We start from the raw sequence: 16,920 nt of genomic DNA on the forward strand, positions 1-16,920 counted from the left end.
TGTAAGCGGTAGCATCATCCCGCTGCACGGCGACGGGAACGTGACCCCGCGACACATCCGCCAACACGTGACGGGCGTAAGCGATCGCAAATTTCAACCGGCGGGCATGCTCCCGGCAGTCGCGCAGGAGCGCCCGGACCTCGGCGGTGTAGCGGCCGGATTTCACGGCATTGCGGTTGCCCGGCTGACCGCCGCGCTTACGGCTGGTCTTCGGTCTCGGCATCCGTCTCCGCCGTCTGGTCATTGAGAGCCGGTCTCACCGGTACATTCGTTTTCACGTTTCCGCGCGAGGGGGGACCCTGGTGGATGTAGGTGAACGTAAAGCCATCGCGCTGGCCGGACAGGTGGTTAAGCGCATTCGCCGCCGCGACCTGAAGCGCCATCAGGCGGGCCGCCGACATCCAGCGGTCGACGTAATAGCCGTCGATTTCGGTCCTTTTCTCGATGTGCCGCTGTATTCGCACGAAAGCGGCGTGGGCCGCTTCCATTTCCTCGACGAGCATCTCAGTAGCGCGAGCGACGGGATTGGGTGAGGTTTCGATCATGTGTCTCCTTGGGAATAGCCTTCCCTGGGGAGATGGGTAGTCACATGACCGGTTTCAAGGTTAATAGTCCTATTTTTCGCAAATTTCGCGAGCATTACCAATTTCCAAATGTTTGGTTGCAGAGTGCCGTACCGGACTGACGGCGATGTGTGCCCTCGTCTCATGCCGCGCCCCCGGAAATGCGATGGCCGCAAACTAGTGAAGAAGCGGCGGAAAGCTCCCATATTCCCGGAAGTTTTCTCAGGGAGATTTCCATGATCCGCGTTGTCGCCGCTGCTGCCACCCTCGCCCTCCTCACCGGAGCCGCCCTCGCCGGCACCGACATGAATTTTCCGACCTTCACCGGCATCAACGTGCATGGCGGCGGCAGCGTCGTGCTGCGCCACGGCCCGGTACAACGCGTCACCGTCATCAAGGGCGACATGTCCAAGATCGATCTGCACATGTCCGGCAACACGCTCGACATCAGTCCGTGCAAGAAATGGCTTTCGTGCTGGGGCTCGAATCCGCTCGAAGTGGAAATCGTGTCGCCCAAGATCGAGAACTTCGAAATCCATGGCGGCGGCGAACTGAAAGCCGTCGGCGACTTTCCCAAGCAGCCGACATTGCGCGCCGATGTCCACGGCGGCGGCGATCTCGATTGCCGCGCCATCCCGGCCGATTCCGTGACCGCCAACGTTCACGGCGGCGGCGACGCTTACGTGAATGCGATCTCGAGCATCAATGCCGAGGTCCACGGCGGCGGCGACCTGACCTACACCGGCAACCCGCCCCACATTTCCTCCCAGACCCACGGCGGCGGTTCCATCCATAAGCAGTAAGCGGAGCGCGCAAGCGCCCGTGCGATCGTTATCAATACAAACTGATCCGGGAGCGGTGGTAAGCTCCCGGCCGCTTTTTTCGAAGGAGACGTCCATGATCCGCCTTGTTGCCGCCACTGCCGCCGCCCTGCTGCTGTCCGGCGCGGCGCTCGCCGGAACCGACATGAATTTTCCGGTCTTCACCGGCGTCAGCGCCCACGGCGGCGCCAAGGTCGTGTTGCATCACGGCACGGTGCAGCGCGTGACCATCGTCAAAGGCGACGTTTCCAAAGCCTATCTGCACATGACCGGCAACACGCTCGACATCAGCCCGTGCAAGGACTGGTGCTGGAAAAGCCAGACGCTCGAAGTCGAAATCGTGTCGCCCAAGATCGACAACATGGATGCGCACGGCGGCGGTTCGATCAAGGCCGTCGGCGACTTCCCCAAAGTGCCCTCGCTGAATGTGGAAGCCCACGGCGGCGGCGCCATCGACGCCCGCGCCGTCCCGGCCGATACGGTGAACGCCAGCGCCCACGGCGGCGGCGCCATCAAGGTCAAGGCGCTTCAAACCATCAACGCCGAAGCGCACGGCGGCGGCGCCATTTCCTACGCCGGCAATCCGCCCCACGTCACGTCCCAGGTGCACGGCGGCGGCGCGATCAGCCGCGAATAAAGCCGACTGGCGCAAGCCCGATGCAGCGTGCAAACTCCCCCGCGCAATTTCGCAGCGGGGGCTGGGATGAAATTCGTTCGCACACTGATTTTGATTCTCATCGGCGCGGTGACGTTCGGCCTGACGATGACGTTCGCCGGCACGATCTCCGGCCCATCGACGATCGCCATTCGTGTCGGCCTCATCATCGCGCTGGGATCGTTGTGGCTGACGGCCCGAGGCTCCGCCGCCGCCTACCGGCCGATCTTCTTCGCCTACTTCGCCATCGCCGCCGGATTGACCGTCGCGTGGTACGGCGAGGAGCCGATCACCAAGTGGCTTGCGCTCGGCTTCACGCCCTTTTCCAATGCGGCGGCGAAATGCGTGCAGGCCGCGCTGATCACGGCGACCGTCCTCATCCTGACGCTGGCGAGCGGTCAGCGCCTCGATACGCTGTATCTGAGCAAAGGCCGGCTGCTACTCGGCCTCGGACTGGGCGTGTTGGGATTCCTCGTCTTCATCGGCCTCACCTTTCTGCCGGGCGGACCGTTCTTCAAGGCGGCGAGCTTCGCCGGGCTGAAGGTGCTGGCGCCGGCCGCGATCCTGTTCGCCCTGTCGAACGCCTTCATGGAAGAGCTGTTGTTCCGCGGCCTTCTGCTCAAACGCGCCGAAGCACTGACCGGGCCATGGACGGCGCTTTTCGCCACCACGCTGGTGTTCGCGCTGGCGCATATGCAGGTCACCTACACCGCGCAGGTGTTCGGCTTCATGGCCTTCGTGTTCGCGCTCGGCCTGATGTGGGGCCTCTTGATGCAGAAATCGAAAAGCCTCTGGGGCTCGGTCCTGTTCCATGCCGGCGCCGACGTGGCGGTGATCCTGCCGATCTATCAAGCGATGCTGCACTGATCCCGCTAAAGCAACTTTGGACTTTAAATTCGCGCGGTGCCTGCCATCGGCATGAGGCGAATTTAAAGTCCGCTTAGCCGTTCTCGGCGAGGATCGTTCCGGCGAGATAGAGCGAGCCGCAGATCAGGATGCGGGGCGTGTCTTCGTCCATGCGGGCCATGGCTGAGACCTGCAGCATGGCGTCTTCGACATCCTCGGCCGGCGAGGCTTCGAGGCCGGCGGCGCGGACGCGGTCGTAAAGCGCACCGGCGCCGAGGCTGTTCTCGTTGCCCGGAATGGTGATCGTCACGACGTGGCGCGCCAGTCCCCGGAAGGCGGAGAAGAAACCGACGGAATCCTTGTTCGCCAGCATACCGGCGATGAGATAGAGCGGTTTCTCGGCCCGCTCCTCGAGATCGGCCATGGCGCGCGCGACGGCGCTGGCACCATGCGGATTGTGTCCGCCGTCGAGCCAGACTTCGGCGCCCTTGGGCGCGATGTCGATCAACGGACCATGGGTCAGACGCTGCATGCGCGCCGGCCATTCGACCGTGCGCAGGCCTTTTTCGATGGCGGCGTCCTTGACCCAATCGGTGACGCGCAAGGCGGCGATCGCCGTGGCGGCGTTCTCGATCTGATGACGACCGACCAGGCGCGGCAGCGGCAGATCGAGCAGGCCGTCCATGTCCTGATAGACCATGCGGCCGTGTTCCTGATGGGCGAAGAAATCCTGCCCGAACGCGGTGACGGGCGCGCCCAGCACATCGGCGCGGCGCAGGATCACGTCGCGCGGCACATCCTCCTGCGCGCCGATGATCACGGGACTGCCGCGCTTGATGATGCCGGCCTTCTCGGCCGCGATGTCGGCGATTTCCGTGCCGAGGAATTCGGCGTGATCGAGCCCGACCGGCGTGATGATCGTGGCGCGCGGATGCTCCAGCACGTTGGTGGCATCGTAGCGGCCGCCAAGCCCCACTTCCATCACCAGCGCGTCGGCCTTATGGCGCGCGAACGCCAGGATCGCCGCCGCCGTGGTGATCTCGAAGAAGGTAATCGGCGCGCCGCCGTTGACGCGCTCGCATTCTTCCAGCAGCGCCGCCAGTTCGCTTTCGGTGATGAGATCGCCGGCGAGACGGATGCGCTCGTGGAAGAACACGAGGTGCGGCGACGAATAAACGTGGACCTTGAGACCTTGCGCTTCCAGCATGGCGCGGCAGAAGGCGCAGGTCGAGCCTTTGCCGTTGGTGCCGGCGACATGGATCACCGGCGGCAACCGCTTTTCCGGATGGCCCAACTGCGCCAACAGCCGCTGCACGCGGTCGAGCACGAGGTCGATCTTCTTGGGATGCAGCTTCAGCAGACGCTCAAGAACGATGTCGCTGCCGCCCATCACGCTCCGCCCGGAACTCGCGCCACCGTGCCCGCGATCACGCGCGGCGGCAACGGCAATACGGCATGCGGCTTCGACCGCTTCATCAAGAGGTGCAGCACCTTCGACAGCGTGGCGCGCATTTCCTTGCGATTGACCACCATGTCGATCATGCCGTGCTGCAGCAGATACTCGGCGCGCTGATAGCCTTCGGGAAGCTGCTCGCGCACGGCGTTGGCGGTGACGCGCTGACCGGCAAAACCGATCAACGCATTGGGCTCGGCGATATGAATGTCGCCCAGCATGGCATAGGACGCCGAAACGCCGCCGGTGGTGGGATCGGTGAGCACGACCACATACGGCAAGCCGGCATCGCGCAGCATGTCGACCGCGATGGTCACGCGCGGCATCTGCATCAGCGACAGGACGCCTTCCTGCATGCGGGCGCCGCCGGAGGCGACGAACAGGATGAACGGACGGCTTTCGTCGACCGCCGACTGCATGGCGTTGACGAGCGCCTCGCCGACGCCCATGCCGAGCGAGCCGCCCATGAAGTCGAACGGCTGCACCGCCACCATGACCGGCAGCCCGTCGAGAGTGCCGCGCGCCGCCGACAAGGCATCGATGCGGCCGGTCTTCTGACGGGCTTCGCGCAGACGGTCGGTGTAACGCTTCTCGTCGCGGAAGCGTAAGGGATCTGGCGCCACTTCCGGCGGGATCAATTCTTCGAACGTGTTGTTGTCGAAAACTTGCGCGAAACGCTCGGGCGCGCCGATGCGCATATGGTGGCCGCATTGCGGACAGACATACAGCGCCGCGACCAGATCGCGATGGAAGATCATCTCGCCGCAGGCGGGGCACTTGCGCCACAGATTGTCGGGGGTAGCGGATTTGACCGCGCCGATCAGGCTTTTGATCCGAGGACGGACGAAATTGGTGAGCCAGCTCATAGGTCTATCCTAACGCAATCCGGGTCGTTTCAACCACTCTTACTTTCGTCAGATGCGCGCCCCGTGCACCGCCTCCGCGAGTTCCGTGCAGTAGGCCAGCACGTCCTCGAGTTTCGCACCGGAGGCCATGCGATCGACGATGGCGGAACCCACCACCGCCGCATCGGCGAACTTCGCCACGGCCGCAGCCCGTTCCGGAGTCTTGATTCCGAAACCGACGGCGCAAGGAAGCCCGGTTGCGGCTTGCAGTCTAGCCACCGCGGCGTGAACTTCGTCGTCCGCGAAGCTTTTTGTTCCGGTCACGCCGGTGATCGAAACATAGTAGAGGAAGCCACCGGCCCCATTCAGAATGGTTTTCAGGCGTTCGTCGTTGGTGGTCGGTGTGGCCAATCGGACAATGTCAAGCCCGTGGGAAGCGGCCGGCAGGCGCAAAACATCGTCCTCTTCCGGCGGCAGATCGACCGTGATGAGCCCGTCGACGCCCGCCTCGACCGCATCCTTAACGAACAGCGCCGTGCCGTATTTGTGAATCGGGTTGTAGTAGCCCATCAGCACGATCGGCGTTTTGGCGTCGGTCTTGCGGAACCGGCGCACCAGCTCGAGCACCTTGGTCAGCCTCATGCCCGCCTTCAACGCGCGCTGCGAAGCGGCCTGGATCGACGGACCATCGGCCATCGGATCGGAAAACGGCACGCCAAGCTCGATCAGATCGGCCCCGGCAGCCGGCAGCTTTTCGAGCATCGCGGCGGTGGTCTCGCCATCGGGATCGCCGGCGGTGATGAACGGAATGAAGGCGGCACGATTGGCTTTCTTCAGCTCTTCGAAACGGGCGGCAATGCGGCTCATATCTTCTCTCCCAGCACGGCCGCGACCGTGTTCGCATCCTTGTCGCCGCGGCCCGACAGGCAGGCGACGATCAGCTTGTCTTTTTCCATCTGTCTGGCGACGCGCATCACATGGGCGATGGCGTGCGAGGATTCGAGCGCCGGGATGATGCCTTCCAGCCTCGACAGCGCCACGAAGGCGTCGACGGCTTCCTTGTCGGTGGCCGAGAAATACTTCACGCGGCCGGTGTCGCGCAGCCAGGAATGCTCGGGGCCGACGCCGGGGTAATCGAGACCGGCGGAAATCGAATGCGCTTCCAAGACCTGGCCGTCGTCATCCTGCAACAGATAGGAGCGCTGGCCATGCAAGACGCCCGGAATGCCTTTCGACAATGTGGCGGCGTGATACGGCGTATCGGTGCCCTTGCCCGCCGCTTCGACGCCGTGAATTTCGACATCGGCATCGTCGAGGAACGGATGGAACATGCCGATGGCATTGGAGCCGCCGCCGACGCAGGCGGTGACAAGATCCGGCAGACGGCCTTCGCGTTCCAAAATCTGCGCCCGCGTCTCGGTGCCGATCACGCTTTGGAAATCGCGAACCATGGCGGGATACGGATGCGGGCCGGCGGCGGTGCCGATCATGTAGAAGGTGTCGCTGACGTTGGCGACCCAGTCGCGCATCGCTTCGTTCATCGCGTCTTTCAGCGTGCGCGAGCCGGATTTGACCGCGCGTACCTCGGCGCCGAGAAGACGCATGCGGAAGACGTTGGCCTTCTGACGCTCGACGTCGACCTCGCCCATGTAGACGACGCACGGAAATCCGAACCGCGCCGACACGGTTGCCGCCGCCACGCCGTGCATGCCGGCGCCGGTCTCGGCGATGATGCGGGTCTTGCCCATGCGGCGGGCGAGCAGCACCTGCCCCAGGCAGTTGTTCACCTTGTGCGCGCCGGTGTGATTGAGGTCTTCGCGCTTCAAGTAGATCTTCGGGCCGCCGCAATGGGCGGTGAGACGCTCGGCGAAATAGAGCGGGCTCTCGCGGCCGACATAGTGCGTGAGCAGGCCCTTCAGCTCTTCGTGAAAAGCCGGATCGGTCTTGGCCGCCTCGTAGGCCTGTTCGAGTTCGAAGATCAGCGGCATCAGGGTCTCGGCCACGAAACGTCCGCCGTAACCGCCGAAATGGCCGTCGCTGTCGGGACCGGTGCGATAGGAATTAGGCGTATTCACGAGGGGGTACCTCCTCTGGCGGCGGAAACGAACGCCGCAATGAGATCGGGATCTTTCACGCCGGGCGCAGTTTCGACCCCGGACGACACATCGACGGCGGACGGATCGCAGGCGGCAATCGCGCGAGCGACGTTGTCGGGCTTGAGACCGCCGGCCAAGAACCAGGGACGGGCAAAGCTCCGGCCCTTGAGAAGCTGCCAGTCGAACGCCGCGCCGTGGCCGCCGGGAACGGCACCGGGAGGCGCTTTGGCGTCGAACAGGAACATCTCGACGAACGGCGCGTAGGCGGCGACAGGCGCGAAGTCGGCGGCTTCCGCAATCGGGAACGCCTTGATCAGCGGCACGCCGAAGCGGGCATGAATGGCGGCAACGCGCTCGGCCGTCTCGCGGCCGTGAAGCTGAAGAAACTCGGGACGAACGGCGGCGAGGATGGCGGCGATGGCCTCGTCGTCGGGATCGCAGGTGAGCGTCACCAGACGCGCCCGGCCGCGGATGCGCTCGGCCAGCGCCCGCGCCGGCTCGAGACCGAGGTGGCGCGGCGACTTGGGGTGGAACACCAGACCGCAGAAATCGGCCCTCGCCCGCACGGCCGTATCAGCCGCGGACGCGGTGTTGATCCCGCAAATTTTCACGAGAGGCGCCATATCCCGGCGCTTATCGCCGCCGCGCATGCGGAAATCAAGCGATGCGGGAGAAACAGGCTAAGCTATTGAAGAAAAATAATTTTCACGCGGAGATGCGGAGGCGCGGAGAGACCGTGCCAACCATTGGGCTGCCCACGGTTGGAGAGATTGGATCGCCCGCGGCCCAAATCCTCCGCGTCTGCGCGCCACCGGGTGCCTATTACGGCTGTTGGAAATGTCCGTTTTTGCCCAGACCGGACTTTCGCGCGACGACCGGGTTGCTCCAGCCACGGACGTTCGTTCCGCACGAGTATTCGGGCGGGGTCGCCTCCGCGCGGCTCCAATTTTGCACTCGAAACGGCTTGCCGTGGATGTCAGCCCGCCTTCGCGCTCGACTGCCAGAAGGCGCGCTCCTCGCCGTCCGGATCGTCGGCCACGCGGCACTGACTGTTCAGCAACATCACGGCACGGCGGGCGGTGTCGTAGCGCGGCCACGCCGGCTGGCCCGCCGCCGAGGGCACGCCGCTGCGCGCGAAGCTGGCGAAATAGCCGCTCATCGCCTTGGAGGCTTCGGCCAGGCCCGGTCCGTTCCCCTGCAAATCGGGAATGTCGTAATTGTAGAAGGTGATCGCAATGTCGGTGGCGTGACCGGCGCGCAAAGTCCAGTCGGTGCCGGCGATCGGGTGATTGGACTCGTAATCGTTGCGATAGCGATAGACCGGTGCGGGCTGCTGCGATTTGCGATCGGCGACGATCACGGTGTGATTGCCCATGCGGATCGCGGTTTCGATGGCGATGCCACGTTCCACCGCTGTGACCTTCGGCCGTGTCTTTTCGTATTCGGCGAGCACACGGTCTGTCAGAGGCCCCAGAACCTGATGCGCCCGAGCCTTCAGCGCCGCGTCATCCATCCGGAAGAAGTCCGGATTGCCCATTTCGAATAAGGTGGCTTCGTCGCGCGCATTGCCGATCAGCAGCGGCATGTCGGCCGATAGCGGTGTGGCGTCGGGAGCAAACGGAGCGCGCGGCAGGACGGTGCCGTCAACCACCGGCCCCCAATCGCCGGGACCAAAATCGTCATACAACGGCGAAGGCGGATTGGGATGGCTGGCGAGCCATCCCTTGGTCGGCGTGCCAAGCGGGCCTTTGCTCCCGGCAAGTTGAATGGCAAGGAGCTTGTCGGCCGGCACATCGGCCAGCTTGCCGACATCCTGGGGACCAAGGTCCAGCCCCGCCAATACGCGACGCGCGTTTTCGGTGGCCATATCCTTCGAGTACCCACGCAGCATGGTGCCGCTCTGGATGCCGGCTTTGTGGAACAGTCCGTGGGCCGTGGGCATGGCCATCAGCGTGCAGGTCTTGAGGCCGCCGCCGGATTCGCCGAACACGAAGACGTTGCCGGGATCGCCGCCAAAGGTGGCAATGTTCTGCTTCACCCAATTCAATGAGGCGACAATATCCAACATGCCCTGATTGCCGGAATCGGCATATTGGGCCCCGCCCAGCTCGCCGAGATAAAGATAGCCTAGCAAGCCGAGGCGGTGGTTCATGGTGACCACCACGACATCATACGTGGAGGCCAGACGGCCGCCATCCTGAACGCGATGTCCGCCGGAGCCGGATTCAAAACCGCCGCCGTGACAGAACACCATCACCGGACGCTTGCCGCCGTCCTTCACCGCGGGCGTCCAGACGTTCAGCACCAGGCAATCTTCGCTGTAGGCCGGCTCGTGTTCGCCATAGCTCGTGCCGGCAGGCTGCAACGCCGGCGGGCCCAAGCGAGTGGCATCGCGCACGCCAGTCCACGGCGTCACCGGCGGCGGCGCCTTGAAGCGGTTCTTGCCCGAGACGGAGCCGGCATAGGGAATGCCTTTGAACGCCAGCGCACCGCGGCCGTGGCCGCCGCGGAGACGGCCATGTTCCGTCTCGACTTCGACAACCGGGCCGACCGTTTGCGTGTACCACGGCGCATCGGCCGCGCGCGCCGGAAGCCAGGGCGCGGCGACAGCGGCGGCACCAGTGCGGAGGAGAACGCGGCGGCTGAAGGGGTCAGTCATGATTTCCTCTTGAGCTTCTTCTTGTGCCGGGCACGTGAGGGTGCCGGAAGCGTAGTCGATCACCGGAACCGGCAGCAAACCCGACGGCCGTGCATGCGGAAATCAAGCGATGCGGGAGAAACAGACTAAGCTATTGAAGGAAAATAATTTTCACGCGGCGGCGCGGAGACGACGTGCCGACCATTGGGCTGCCCGCCGCTTGGGGATCGCCCGCGGCCCAAATCCTCCGCGCCGCTACGCCTTCGCGTGCCGTTTTCTCGCGCCGTGGCCGCGAACGACGAATGTCCGCTTCTGCCAAAACTGGTCATTCGGCAAAGGACGAAGATGCGCAAGAACACGCCATTTCCCGATGTTGCCTGTGGCGCAAAGGCCCTATTGGCCGGGCGTCGCTGTCAATTATCATGCGACAATGCCAGATTGAATTCGGAAACGGGGGGCATGCATGGGGTATCGAGTTGTTTCCGGGCTCATGACGGCACTGGCCTGCTTGTTATGGAGCAGCCCGCTGATCGCGCAAGAGAAGAGTGATCTTCCCGTGGTCGAAACGCTTCTGTCTTGCGGGAAGGACTGCAAAAGCGCGACCGATCCCAAGCCCGACAATGAGCACACGACGAAATACCCTGGTGTCGTACTAACTGGTTTTGTGATGGACGATAGGATGCGAAATGGTCCTATGCCGGATGCTCTCGTGCTGTTGCGGGCGACCGTTACAAAGGACGGGATTCTGAAAGATCCGAAGGTCGTCCGGTTGATCGGCGCGTCAAAATTCGCGGAAGCGGCGCTGGAATCCGTTAAAGACTGGCGCTACCAGCCCGCAACGCGGGGCGGCGTGCCGGTTGACCGCCCGAATTGGGAAATCAAGGTCCCCTTTGTTTCACATATAAGTGACGCTATAAGCAATTCTGATATTGCCCTTTTCGGCCAGGCCAGTGCTCTTTCAGCCGAGGGAAAACATACAGATGCGATCGCAAAGCTTCTGCCCGTTCTGTCAAAGCTCGATCTGACCTTCTACGAACGCGAGACGGTCTCCCTTCAACTGGCAATCGACTATGCGCAGCAGGGGGATCTTCTGAGCGCGCGTGAATATCTTGATGACATCGCGCTCATCGGCGACCGCTATCTGGCCAAGGAGCAGCGTCCTAATTTTTGGCGAATGTTGGCTCTCATAAACGCCAAGACCGGACAGTTGGTGGAGGCGAAGCAGGCCTTCAGCGTACTGAACGCCATCCAACCCGTCGCCGCGGATGATCCGCTCGCCAAGCTGGCGCAGGCGGCCGACCAAAAAATGCACAATGACAAATTGCTGACAGCGACGGGACGCATCGCCAAGGCCAGCGGGCTGCCAAGTTGGTCACACTACTTGATGCGGCACAACTTCACATTTGTGAAGGTCAGCGGCAAGCTCGACCGCTTGAGCATCTGGTGCGGTGAACGTCTGCTTGAATCCGCGTTCAGCGACAAAGCGGAATGGCATATCCCAAAAGACTGGTCGTTGTGCAGGCTGGATGTCTACGGCGATCCTGGCGCGACCTTCACACTGGCGGAAATGGACGATTCACCTAGCTAACATTGGCAGGGTACACGACCCGTGTCGGCGCGTTCTCGTCTACGCCGGTGTCCGGGGGGATGTCGCTTTACGGCGCAACCAGGACCTAGCCGGACGGCAGCCGCAATGGGCGTGAAGCGGAACTCGGGGCCGGTTATAGCCCCAACTCTTCCGCAATCGCCTTGGCGGCTTCGGCGGGGTCGGGGGCGGCGGTGATCGGGCGGCCGATGACCAGAATGTCGGCACCCGCAGCGACTGCCTGTTTCGGCGTCATCACCCGTTTTTGATCGCCGACCGCGGCGCCGGCCGGACGGATGCCGGGCACGATGGTGAGGAAATCGGGCCCGCAGGCGGCGCGGACCGTCGCCAGTTCGTGGGCGCTGCAGACCACGCCATCGAGACCGCTCTTTTTGACCAGAGCCGCCAGGCGCTCGACCTGCTCCGACGCGGGGGCGCGCTGGCCGACCATCTCCAGCACGGCATCATCCAGGCTGGTCAGCACCGTTACGGCGATCAACAGCGGACGCGGGGTCCACGGCGCGATGGCATCGGCCGCGGCGCGCATCATCGCCTCGCCGCCCGAGGCGTGGACGTTGAACATGGCGACGCCGAGCCCGGCAATCGCCCGTGAAGCCCCCGCCACGGTGTTCGGAATGTCGTGGAATTTGACGTCGGCGAACACCGGCAAGCCGATTTCGGCCACGCGGCGGATCGCATCCGGCCCCAGCGCGGTGATGAACTCCAATCCCACCTTCAAGCCGCCGACATACGGCTTGACCGCGCGCGCCAGCGAAAGCGCGTTGTTGAGGTCCGGCGTGTCGAGCGCGACGAAAACGGGATTGGGAAAGCGCATCATGACCTTCTGCTGAGTCGTTGAGATTTTAGATGAGAATCAGGTGTTCACTCGCCAAAAACCGAGCGTGGGAGTCGCGAGTCGGGGCAAGCCGAAACATTAACAACGCACAGCATACATCTGTGTACGACTCGGTATGTATTACGAATCACAATTCGCAACTGATCTCTCCGGCGCTTCATGCAAGACGAAGCCCCGCTTCTCCCCAGATCATTCCTGTGCATGAATAGAGCGCGGAATGCAAGCGTCAAACGACGCGTGCGTCATCCACAAGGCGCAAAAAAACGATTGATGGAAATGGTCACATACACGCTCGCGCGTGGTTCATTACGAGCACGTCACGACGAAGCAATGAGACAGCGCATCCACTTCGAATGTTGGAGAAAGCGACCCGCCGCTCATGCTTCCGCGATAGCGTCCCGCGACGCCGGGTGCTCCACATGAACCGCTATTGAAACAACGAAGGAGGCGCCGAGTAGGTTTGCATGGCGGAGGAAGACCGGCATAGCGCCAGGCGATCACCCCACCGCCGCCCTCGGCGGATACGTCCGCCGCCATTCAAGCGGCGCGACTTGGCCGAAGCCTCTGCTCCGCGGGGGAGGAAAGAAACGCACGCGCAAACGCGCCCAGCGTCGCCACCGAGCGCTCCGTGAGATTATGGCGATACGTTACGATCCGCTGCCGTTGATATTGAGGCGCTCGCGCAATTCCTTACCCGTCCGGAAGAACGGGGCGCGTTTTTCGTCGACCGAGACGGGCTCACCGGTGCGCGGATTGCGCCCCATGCGGGCCGGGCGAACCTTGACCGAGAAGGCTCCGAAACCGCGCAACTCGACGCGGTGCCCTTCCGCTAAGGCCTTGGTGATCTGATCGAGAACCGTCGAAACGATCCTCTCCACATCGCGGTGATATAAGTGCGGATAGCGCGCCGTCAGACGTGCAACCAATTCGGACTTGATCATCCCCTTGCCCCTGACAGGAACGGCGCGGCGGGCGGTGCCACGAACCGGTCCGGCATGGGTTAACCCTGTCAGAGGTTGGCTCGCCCGTCAACAGGAAGCCACTGAAATCCCAGCCCTTTTTAACCACACTCGCGACAACCCGCGAATCAGGACGAGCGGGCGAACGGCCTCGCCTAACGCTCCGCGGGACGGCGGCGGCAATTCCCACTCCAATTGCACAGCCTCGCCGGGATAGCGGTTAAGCTATTGTTTTTAAATGATACTCTTTGGGCAACCCAAACATCTCCGCAATCCATGGCAAAACCCGGCTTTCGAAGGCTGTCGGCGGCAGGCCGTGGCCCCATATCCATTCGGGCACGTAAGGCGGGCCGGGCAGCCGGGACGAGCGCGATTGTCACACCCCCCAAACTGTCAGCCGCGTTGACAGATTCGGAACCTGACGCGGAATTCAAGTTCCCGGCCGTAGCGCAAAATCGCTGGCACCCCGATTGCACAACCATGGTTAGCAGACTGGGGGTTTGCCATGCACAGCATCCTTCTCGTTACCGCGACGCTCCTTGGCGCCGTCAACGCCTCCACGCCAATGCATGCGCCGGCGCTATCCACACTGGTGCTGATCGGACTTCTCCTGCTCGGGGTGCTGCGGACGCGGCCTTGAGGCCCGCCGTTTTTTTGCCGCTCGGGAGGCGGTAGATAACCCTCGCCATCCAACAGCGGCAGCACCATGCCCAAGCTCGATCGCCGGTCATTCCTGTCGCGCGGAGGAGCAGTCGCCGCGGCTCCGCTCGTTACCGCCGCCGCACCGGCCGCTCCGGTGACCCTGGTGCTGGACGGCAATGACCCGGTGGCTTCGGCCCGGCCGGTCCTGCGCGCCGCCCACGCCCTGCAGCAGGCGCTTACCAAGGCCGGTTTTGCGGTCCAGCGCGCCCAGACACCCGCCCAGGCCAACGGCCTTTGCATCATGGCGGTCAGCGCGACGTTTCCGGTGGGTGCAGGAGCACTCGCCGGCGCCCGCGTACCGCAGCCGGTGGAACCGGAAAGCCTGGCACTGTTCGAGACCAAGCTGGCGGGCAAGCCGGCGGTGGTGGCGTGCGGCGCCGATGCGCGCGGGCTGATGTACGCCCTCTACGAACTCGCCGACCGCGTGGCGAACGGCACGCCGCTGAAGTTTCCCCAGCCGGTGATCGAAAAGCCCGCCAACGCGGTGCGCAGCGTGATGCGCCAGTTCACCAGCGAGACCTACGACAAGCCGTGGTTCTACGACCGCGCGATGTGGGGGCCCTATTTCGCCATGCTGGCGGCGAACCGCTTCAACCGCATCGATCTCACCTTCGGTCTCGGTTACGACAAGCTCGATGCGGTCGCCGATCCCTATCTGGTGTTCGCTTATCCGTTCCTGATGGCGGTGCCGGGCTACGATGTGCGGGTCGCCAATCTTCCCGACGCCGAACGCGCCCGCAATCTGGCGGCGCTGCGCGCGATCAGCGATCTGGCCGTGAGCTACGGGCTCGATTTCCAGCTCGGGCTGTGGATGCACGGCTACGAACTGAAAAATACGGCCGACGCCAAGTACGTCGTCACCGGACTTTCGCCCGACAATCACGCCGCCTATTGCCGCGACGCGCTGACGGCGCTGTTGAAGGTATTGCCCGCCGTGTCGAGCGTGGGGCTGCGGATTCACGGCGAAAGCGGCGTGGCCGAGGGCTCCTACGATTTCTGGAAGACGGTGTTTGCGGGCGTGGCGGGCGCCGGGCGCAAGATCGAGATCGATCTGCACGCCAAAGGCCTCGACAATCGCATGACGGCCGACGCGCTGGCGACCGGGATGCCGGTGAACGTCTCGCCGAAATTCGCCGCCGAACATATCGGCCTGCCCTATCATCCCGCCGACATCCGGCCGAGCGAAATTCCCGCCGCGGGCGCCGAAGGCAAAGGCCTGATGACGCTGTCCGAAGGCCAGCGCAGCTTCACGCGCTACGGCAATGCCGATTTCCTCACCGAGGACCGCAAATACACGGTGCGGACGCGGGTGTTCTACGGCAGCCAGCGCATTCTGGCCTCGGGCGGAGCGGCCGCCGCGGCGGCGTACGGGCGCGCCTTCCAGTTCTGCGGCATGACCGGCTTCGATCTGATGGAGCCCCTGACCTATCGCGGACGGCGCGGGACGGCGGTGCCGGGCACGCGGCGCTCGGGTTATCTGCCGGAGCAGATGGAGCCGCAATACGACTGGCAGAAATACGACGCGTGGTATCGCGCCTTCGGACGGATGACCTACGCCCCCGACACGGCTGCGGACGCCGTGACACGCCCCTTCAAGGACGCCAAAGCGCGGGCCGTCGAAACGGCACTGGCCGCCGCCAGCCGCATCCTGCCGCTGGTGACGACGATCAGTTCGGTCTCGGCGGCGTGCGATCTCTATTGGCCGGAAATGGACGGCACCATGCCGATGGCGCGCGAAGCCGAACCGTCGTCGCTGTTCTTCGATACGCCGTCGCCGAAAACCTTCCAGAACGTGACGCCGCTCGACCCGCAACTGTTCTCGTCCTGCCGCGACTTTGCAGGCGAGCTTCTTGGCGAACGCAGCGGCCGCTACGCGCCGGTGGAAGCGGCGCTGTGGCTCGACGGCTTCGCGGCCGAAACCGAAGCGGCGCTCAAAGCGGCGGGCGTGCCGAAAAGCATCGAGACCGCACGCCTTGCAGTGGATGCCGAAATCCTCGCCCTGCTCGGCCGCTTCTACGCCGCCAAGTTGCGCGCCGGTACGGCGATGGCGCTGCACGACCGCAATAGCGAGCGCAACACGCTCGCGGCCGCGATTGCGGACTACAAGAAAGCGCGCGGGTTCTGGGCGAAGATCGCGGCGCGCGCGCATGGCGTCTATGCGTCCGATCTGTCGATCAGCGACCGCTTCACCGAACGGGGGCAATGGGCCGACCGGCTGAAGGATATCGACACCGATATCGCGGCGCTGGAAGCGCGTTTGCCGAGCGTGACCGTTGTCACCGAGGCGCCCGCCGGTCTCGCTGCTATTGCCGAAACGCGCGCGCGCGATCCCTTGCCGGTGCAGCACACTGTGCCTGCGGGTTTCACGCGCGGGCAAGCGGTGCCGCTGCTCGCCGCGGTGCGCGAAGGCCTGACCAAAGCGACGCTGTGGTACCGGCACGTCAACGCGGCGGAGCGCTGGGTCGCCGTCGATATGACCTCCACTGCCGACGGCTGGCATGGCGAAATCCCGGCGGCGTACACGGATAGTCCGTACCCGTTGCAATACTACTTCGAATTCCGCGCCGCCCCGAGCCGGGCCTGGATTTCTCCCGGCTTCGACGACAAGCTCTTGAACCAGCCGTATGTGGTGATCCGGGCGGGGTGAACCGCGGCTGCGCTCCATATACCAAAGGCGGAATCAAGATTCCGCCTTCAGCCTCAAGCCCGCCGCCGCCTCCGGAGGCCGTTTTCAGGCGGCGATCGACAGGCGCATTGGTCTCTTTCTACGGAGTGCGTGGGCAAACCCACCGCCTTGCGATACGGCCGATGCCGCCTTGGCGGTCTTAGACGGACTTACGTATCCTCGCGGGGGTCATGCCTTTGCAGCGCGTGCGGGCGCGATACTCCTGTATTTGCGCA

At 63.9% G+C, this 16,920-nt stretch carries 15 protein-coding genes; 6 read left to right on the forward strand and 9 right to left on the reverse strand.

What is annotated here, in order from left to right; genetic code table 11:
• Window positions 1-197: 197 nt before the first annotated feature.
• Window positions 198-545, reverse strand: coding sequence for a hypothetical protein (locus tag FHS84_RS00885; protein ID WP_166929327.1), 348 nt, complete (start codon window positions 543-545; stop codon window positions 198-200).
• 254 nt (window positions 546-799) lie between these two features.
• On the opposite strand from FHS84_RS00885, the gene FHS84_RS00890 reads away from it, so the two are divergent.
• From FHS84_RS00890 to FHS84_RS00900, 3 genes are all read left to right on the forward strand, one after another.
• Window positions 800-1,366 (forward strand): GIN domain-containing protein, encoded by a 567-nt coding sequence (locus FHS84_RS00890; protein ID WP_166929329.1) that lies wholly within the window; start codon window positions 800-802, stop codon window positions 1,364-1,366.
• Between the two features lie 94 nt (window positions 1,367-1,460).
• Window positions 1,461-2,021, forward strand: coding sequence for a GIN domain-containing protein (locus FHS84_RS00895; RefSeq protein ID WP_166929331.1), 561 nt, complete (start codon window positions 1,461-1,463; stop codon window positions 2,019-2,021).
• Window positions 2,022-2,087: 66 nt separating this feature from the next.
• Window positions 2,088-2,906, forward strand: coding sequence for a CPBP family intramembrane glutamic endopeptidase (locus FHS84_RS00900; protein ID WP_166929333.1), 819 nt, complete (start codon window positions 2,088-2,090; stop codon window positions 2,904-2,906).
• A 73-nt stretch (window positions 2,907-2,979) separates the two neighbouring features.
• On the opposite strand, the gene FHS84_RS00905 is transcribed toward FHS84_RS00900, so the two are convergent.
• From FHS84_RS00905 to FHS84_RS00930, 6 genes are all read right to left on the reverse strand, one after another.
• Complete coding sequence (locus tag FHS84_RS00905) at window positions 2,980-4,275, reverse strand: bifunctional folylpolyglutamate synthase/dihydrofolate synthase (RefSeq protein WP_166929335.1); 1,296 nt, start codon at window positions 4,273-4,275, stop codon at window positions 2,980-2,982.
• Complete coding sequence (accD, locus tag FHS84_RS00910) at window positions 4,275-5,204, reverse strand: acetyl-CoA carboxylase, carboxyltransferase subunit beta (RefSeq protein ID WP_166929337.1); 930 nt, start codon at window positions 5,202-5,204, stop codon at window positions 4,275-4,277. Before accD ends, FHS84_RS00905 begins: the two co-directional genes overlap by 1 nt.
• Window positions 5,205-5,252: 48 nt before the next feature.
• On the reverse strand, window positions 5,253-6,050 hold the full coding sequence (gene trpA / locus FHS84_RS00915) for a tryptophan synthase subunit alpha (RefSeq protein ID WP_166929339.1): 798 nt from the start codon (window positions 6,048-6,050) through the stop codon (window positions 5,253-5,255).
• On the reverse strand, window positions 6,047-7,258 hold the full coding sequence (trpB, locus tag FHS84_RS00920) for a tryptophan synthase subunit beta (RefSeq protein ID WP_166929341.1): 1,212 nt from the start codon (window positions 7,256-7,258) through the stop codon (window positions 6,047-6,049). The genes trpA and trpB overlap by 4 nt, the downstream gene beginning before the upstream one ends.
• A complete protein-coding gene (locus tag FHS84_RS00925) occupies window positions 7,255-7,929 on the reverse strand; it encodes a phosphoribosylanthranilate isomerase (RefSeq protein ID WP_243850564.1) in 675 nt (224 codons plus the stop codon). The genes trpB and FHS84_RS00925 overlap by 4 nt, the downstream gene beginning before the upstream one ends.
• A gap of 326 nt (window positions 7,930-8,255) precedes the next feature.
• Window positions 8,256-9,938: a carboxylesterase/lipase family protein gene (locus FHS84_RS00930; protein WP_166929343.1), complete on the reverse strand. Its 1,683-nt coding sequence runs from the start codon at window positions 9,936-9,938 to the stop codon at window positions 8,256-8,258.
• Window positions 9,939-10,380: 442 nt separating this feature from the next.
• Between FHS84_RS00930 and FHS84_RS00935 the strand changes: the two genes are divergently transcribed.
• Window positions 10,381-11,505: an energy transducer TonB gene (locus FHS84_RS00935; RefSeq protein ID WP_166929345.1), complete on the forward strand. Its 1,125-nt coding sequence runs from the start codon at window positions 10,381-10,383 to the stop codon at window positions 11,503-11,505.
• 133 nt (window positions 11,506-11,638) lie between these two features.
• Here the strand turns inward: FHS84_RS00935 and pyrF are convergent, their stop codons facing one another.
• Together pyrF and FHS84_RS00945 are read right to left on the reverse strand one after the other, a co-directional pair.
• Complete coding sequence (pyrF, locus tag FHS84_RS00940) at window positions 11,639-12,337, reverse strand: orotidine-5'-phosphate decarboxylase (protein WP_166930120.1); 699 nt, start codon at window positions 12,335-12,337, stop codon at window positions 11,639-11,641.
• Window positions 12,338-13,005: 668 nt separating this feature from the next.
• Complete coding sequence (locus FHS84_RS00945) at window positions 13,006-13,299, reverse strand: integration host factor subunit beta (RefSeq protein ID WP_166929347.1); 294 nt, start codon at window positions 13,297-13,299, stop codon at window positions 13,006-13,008.
• Window positions 13,300-13,822: 523 nt separating this feature from the next.
• Between FHS84_RS00945 and FHS84_RS22005 the strand changes: the two genes are divergently transcribed.
• Window positions 13,823-13,957 (forward strand): hypothetical protein, encoded by a 135-nt coding sequence (locus FHS84_RS22005; protein WP_279589248.1) that lies wholly within the window; start codon window positions 13,823-13,825, stop codon window positions 13,955-13,957.
• A gap of 66 nt (window positions 13,958-14,023) precedes the next feature.
• A complete protein-coding gene (locus FHS84_RS00950) occupies window positions 14,024-16,666 on the forward strand; it encodes a hypothetical protein (RefSeq protein WP_166929349.1) in 2,643 nt (880 codons plus the stop codon).
• The last annotated feature ends 254 nt before the right edge of the window (window positions 16,667-16,920 follow it).

It is taken from the genome of Rhizomicrobium electricum, assembly GCF_011762045.1.
Taxonomy (GTDB): Bacteria; Pseudomonadota; Alphaproteobacteria; order Micropepsales; family Micropepsaceae; genus Rhizomicrobium; species Rhizomicrobium electricum.

Bases quoted from the DNA above. Each gene is read 5' to 3' on its own strand.
- FHS84_RS00935 (WP_166929345.1), top strand. From the start codon at position 10,381: ATGGGGTATCGAGTTGTTTCCGGGCTCATGACGGCACTGGCCTGCTTG.
- trpA (WP_166929339.1), bottom strand. From the start codon at position 6,050: ATGAGCCGCATTGCCGCCCGTTTCGAAGAGCTGAAGAAAGCCAATCGT.
- FHS84_RS00900 (WP_166929333.1), top strand. From the start codon at position 2,088: ATGAAATTCGTTCGCACACTGATTTTGATTCTCATCGGCGCGGTGACG.
- FHS84_RS00950 (WP_166929349.1), top strand. From the start codon at position 14,024: ATGCCCAAGCTCGATCGCCGGTCATTCCTGTCGCGCGGAGGAGCAGTC.
- FHS84_RS00930 (WP_166929343.1), bottom strand. From the start codon at position 9,938: ATGACTGACCCCTTCAGCCGCCGCGTTCTCCTCCGCACTGGTGCCGCC.
- FHS84_RS00890 (WP_166929329.1), top strand. From the start codon at position 800: ATGATCCGCGTTGTCGCCGCTGCTGCCACCCTCGCCCTCCTCACCGGA.
- FHS84_RS00925 (WP_243850564.1), bottom strand. From the start codon at position 7,929: ATGCGCGGCGGCGATAAGCGCCGGGATATGGCGCCTCTCGTGAAAATT.
- pyrF (WP_166930120.1), bottom strand. From the start codon at position 12,337: ATGCGCTTTCCCAATCCCGTTTTCGTCGCGCTCGACACGCCGGACCTC.
- FHS84_RS00895 (WP_166929331.1), top strand. From the start codon at position 1,461: ATGATCCGCCTTGTTGCCGCCACTGCCGCCGCCCTGCTGCTGTCCGGC.
- FHS84_RS00945 (WP_166929347.1), bottom strand. From the start codon at position 13,299: ATGATCAAGTCCGAATTGGTTGCACGTCTGACGGCGCGCTATCCGCAC.
- accD (WP_166929337.1), bottom strand. From the start codon at position 5,204: ATGAGCTGGCTCACCAATTTCGTCCGTCCTCGGATCAAAAGCCTGATC.
- FHS84_RS22005 (WP_279589248.1), top strand. From the start codon at position 13,823: ATGCACAGCATCCTTCTCGTTACCGCGACGCTCCTTGGCGCCGTCAAC.
- FHS84_RS00885 (WP_166929327.1), bottom strand. From the start codon at position 545: ATGATCGAAACCTCACCCAATCCCGTCGCTCGCGCTACTGAGATGCTC.
- FHS84_RS00905 (WP_166929335.1), bottom strand. From the start codon at position 4,275: ATGGGCGGCAGCGACATCGTTCTTGAGCGTCTGCTGAAGCTGCATCCC.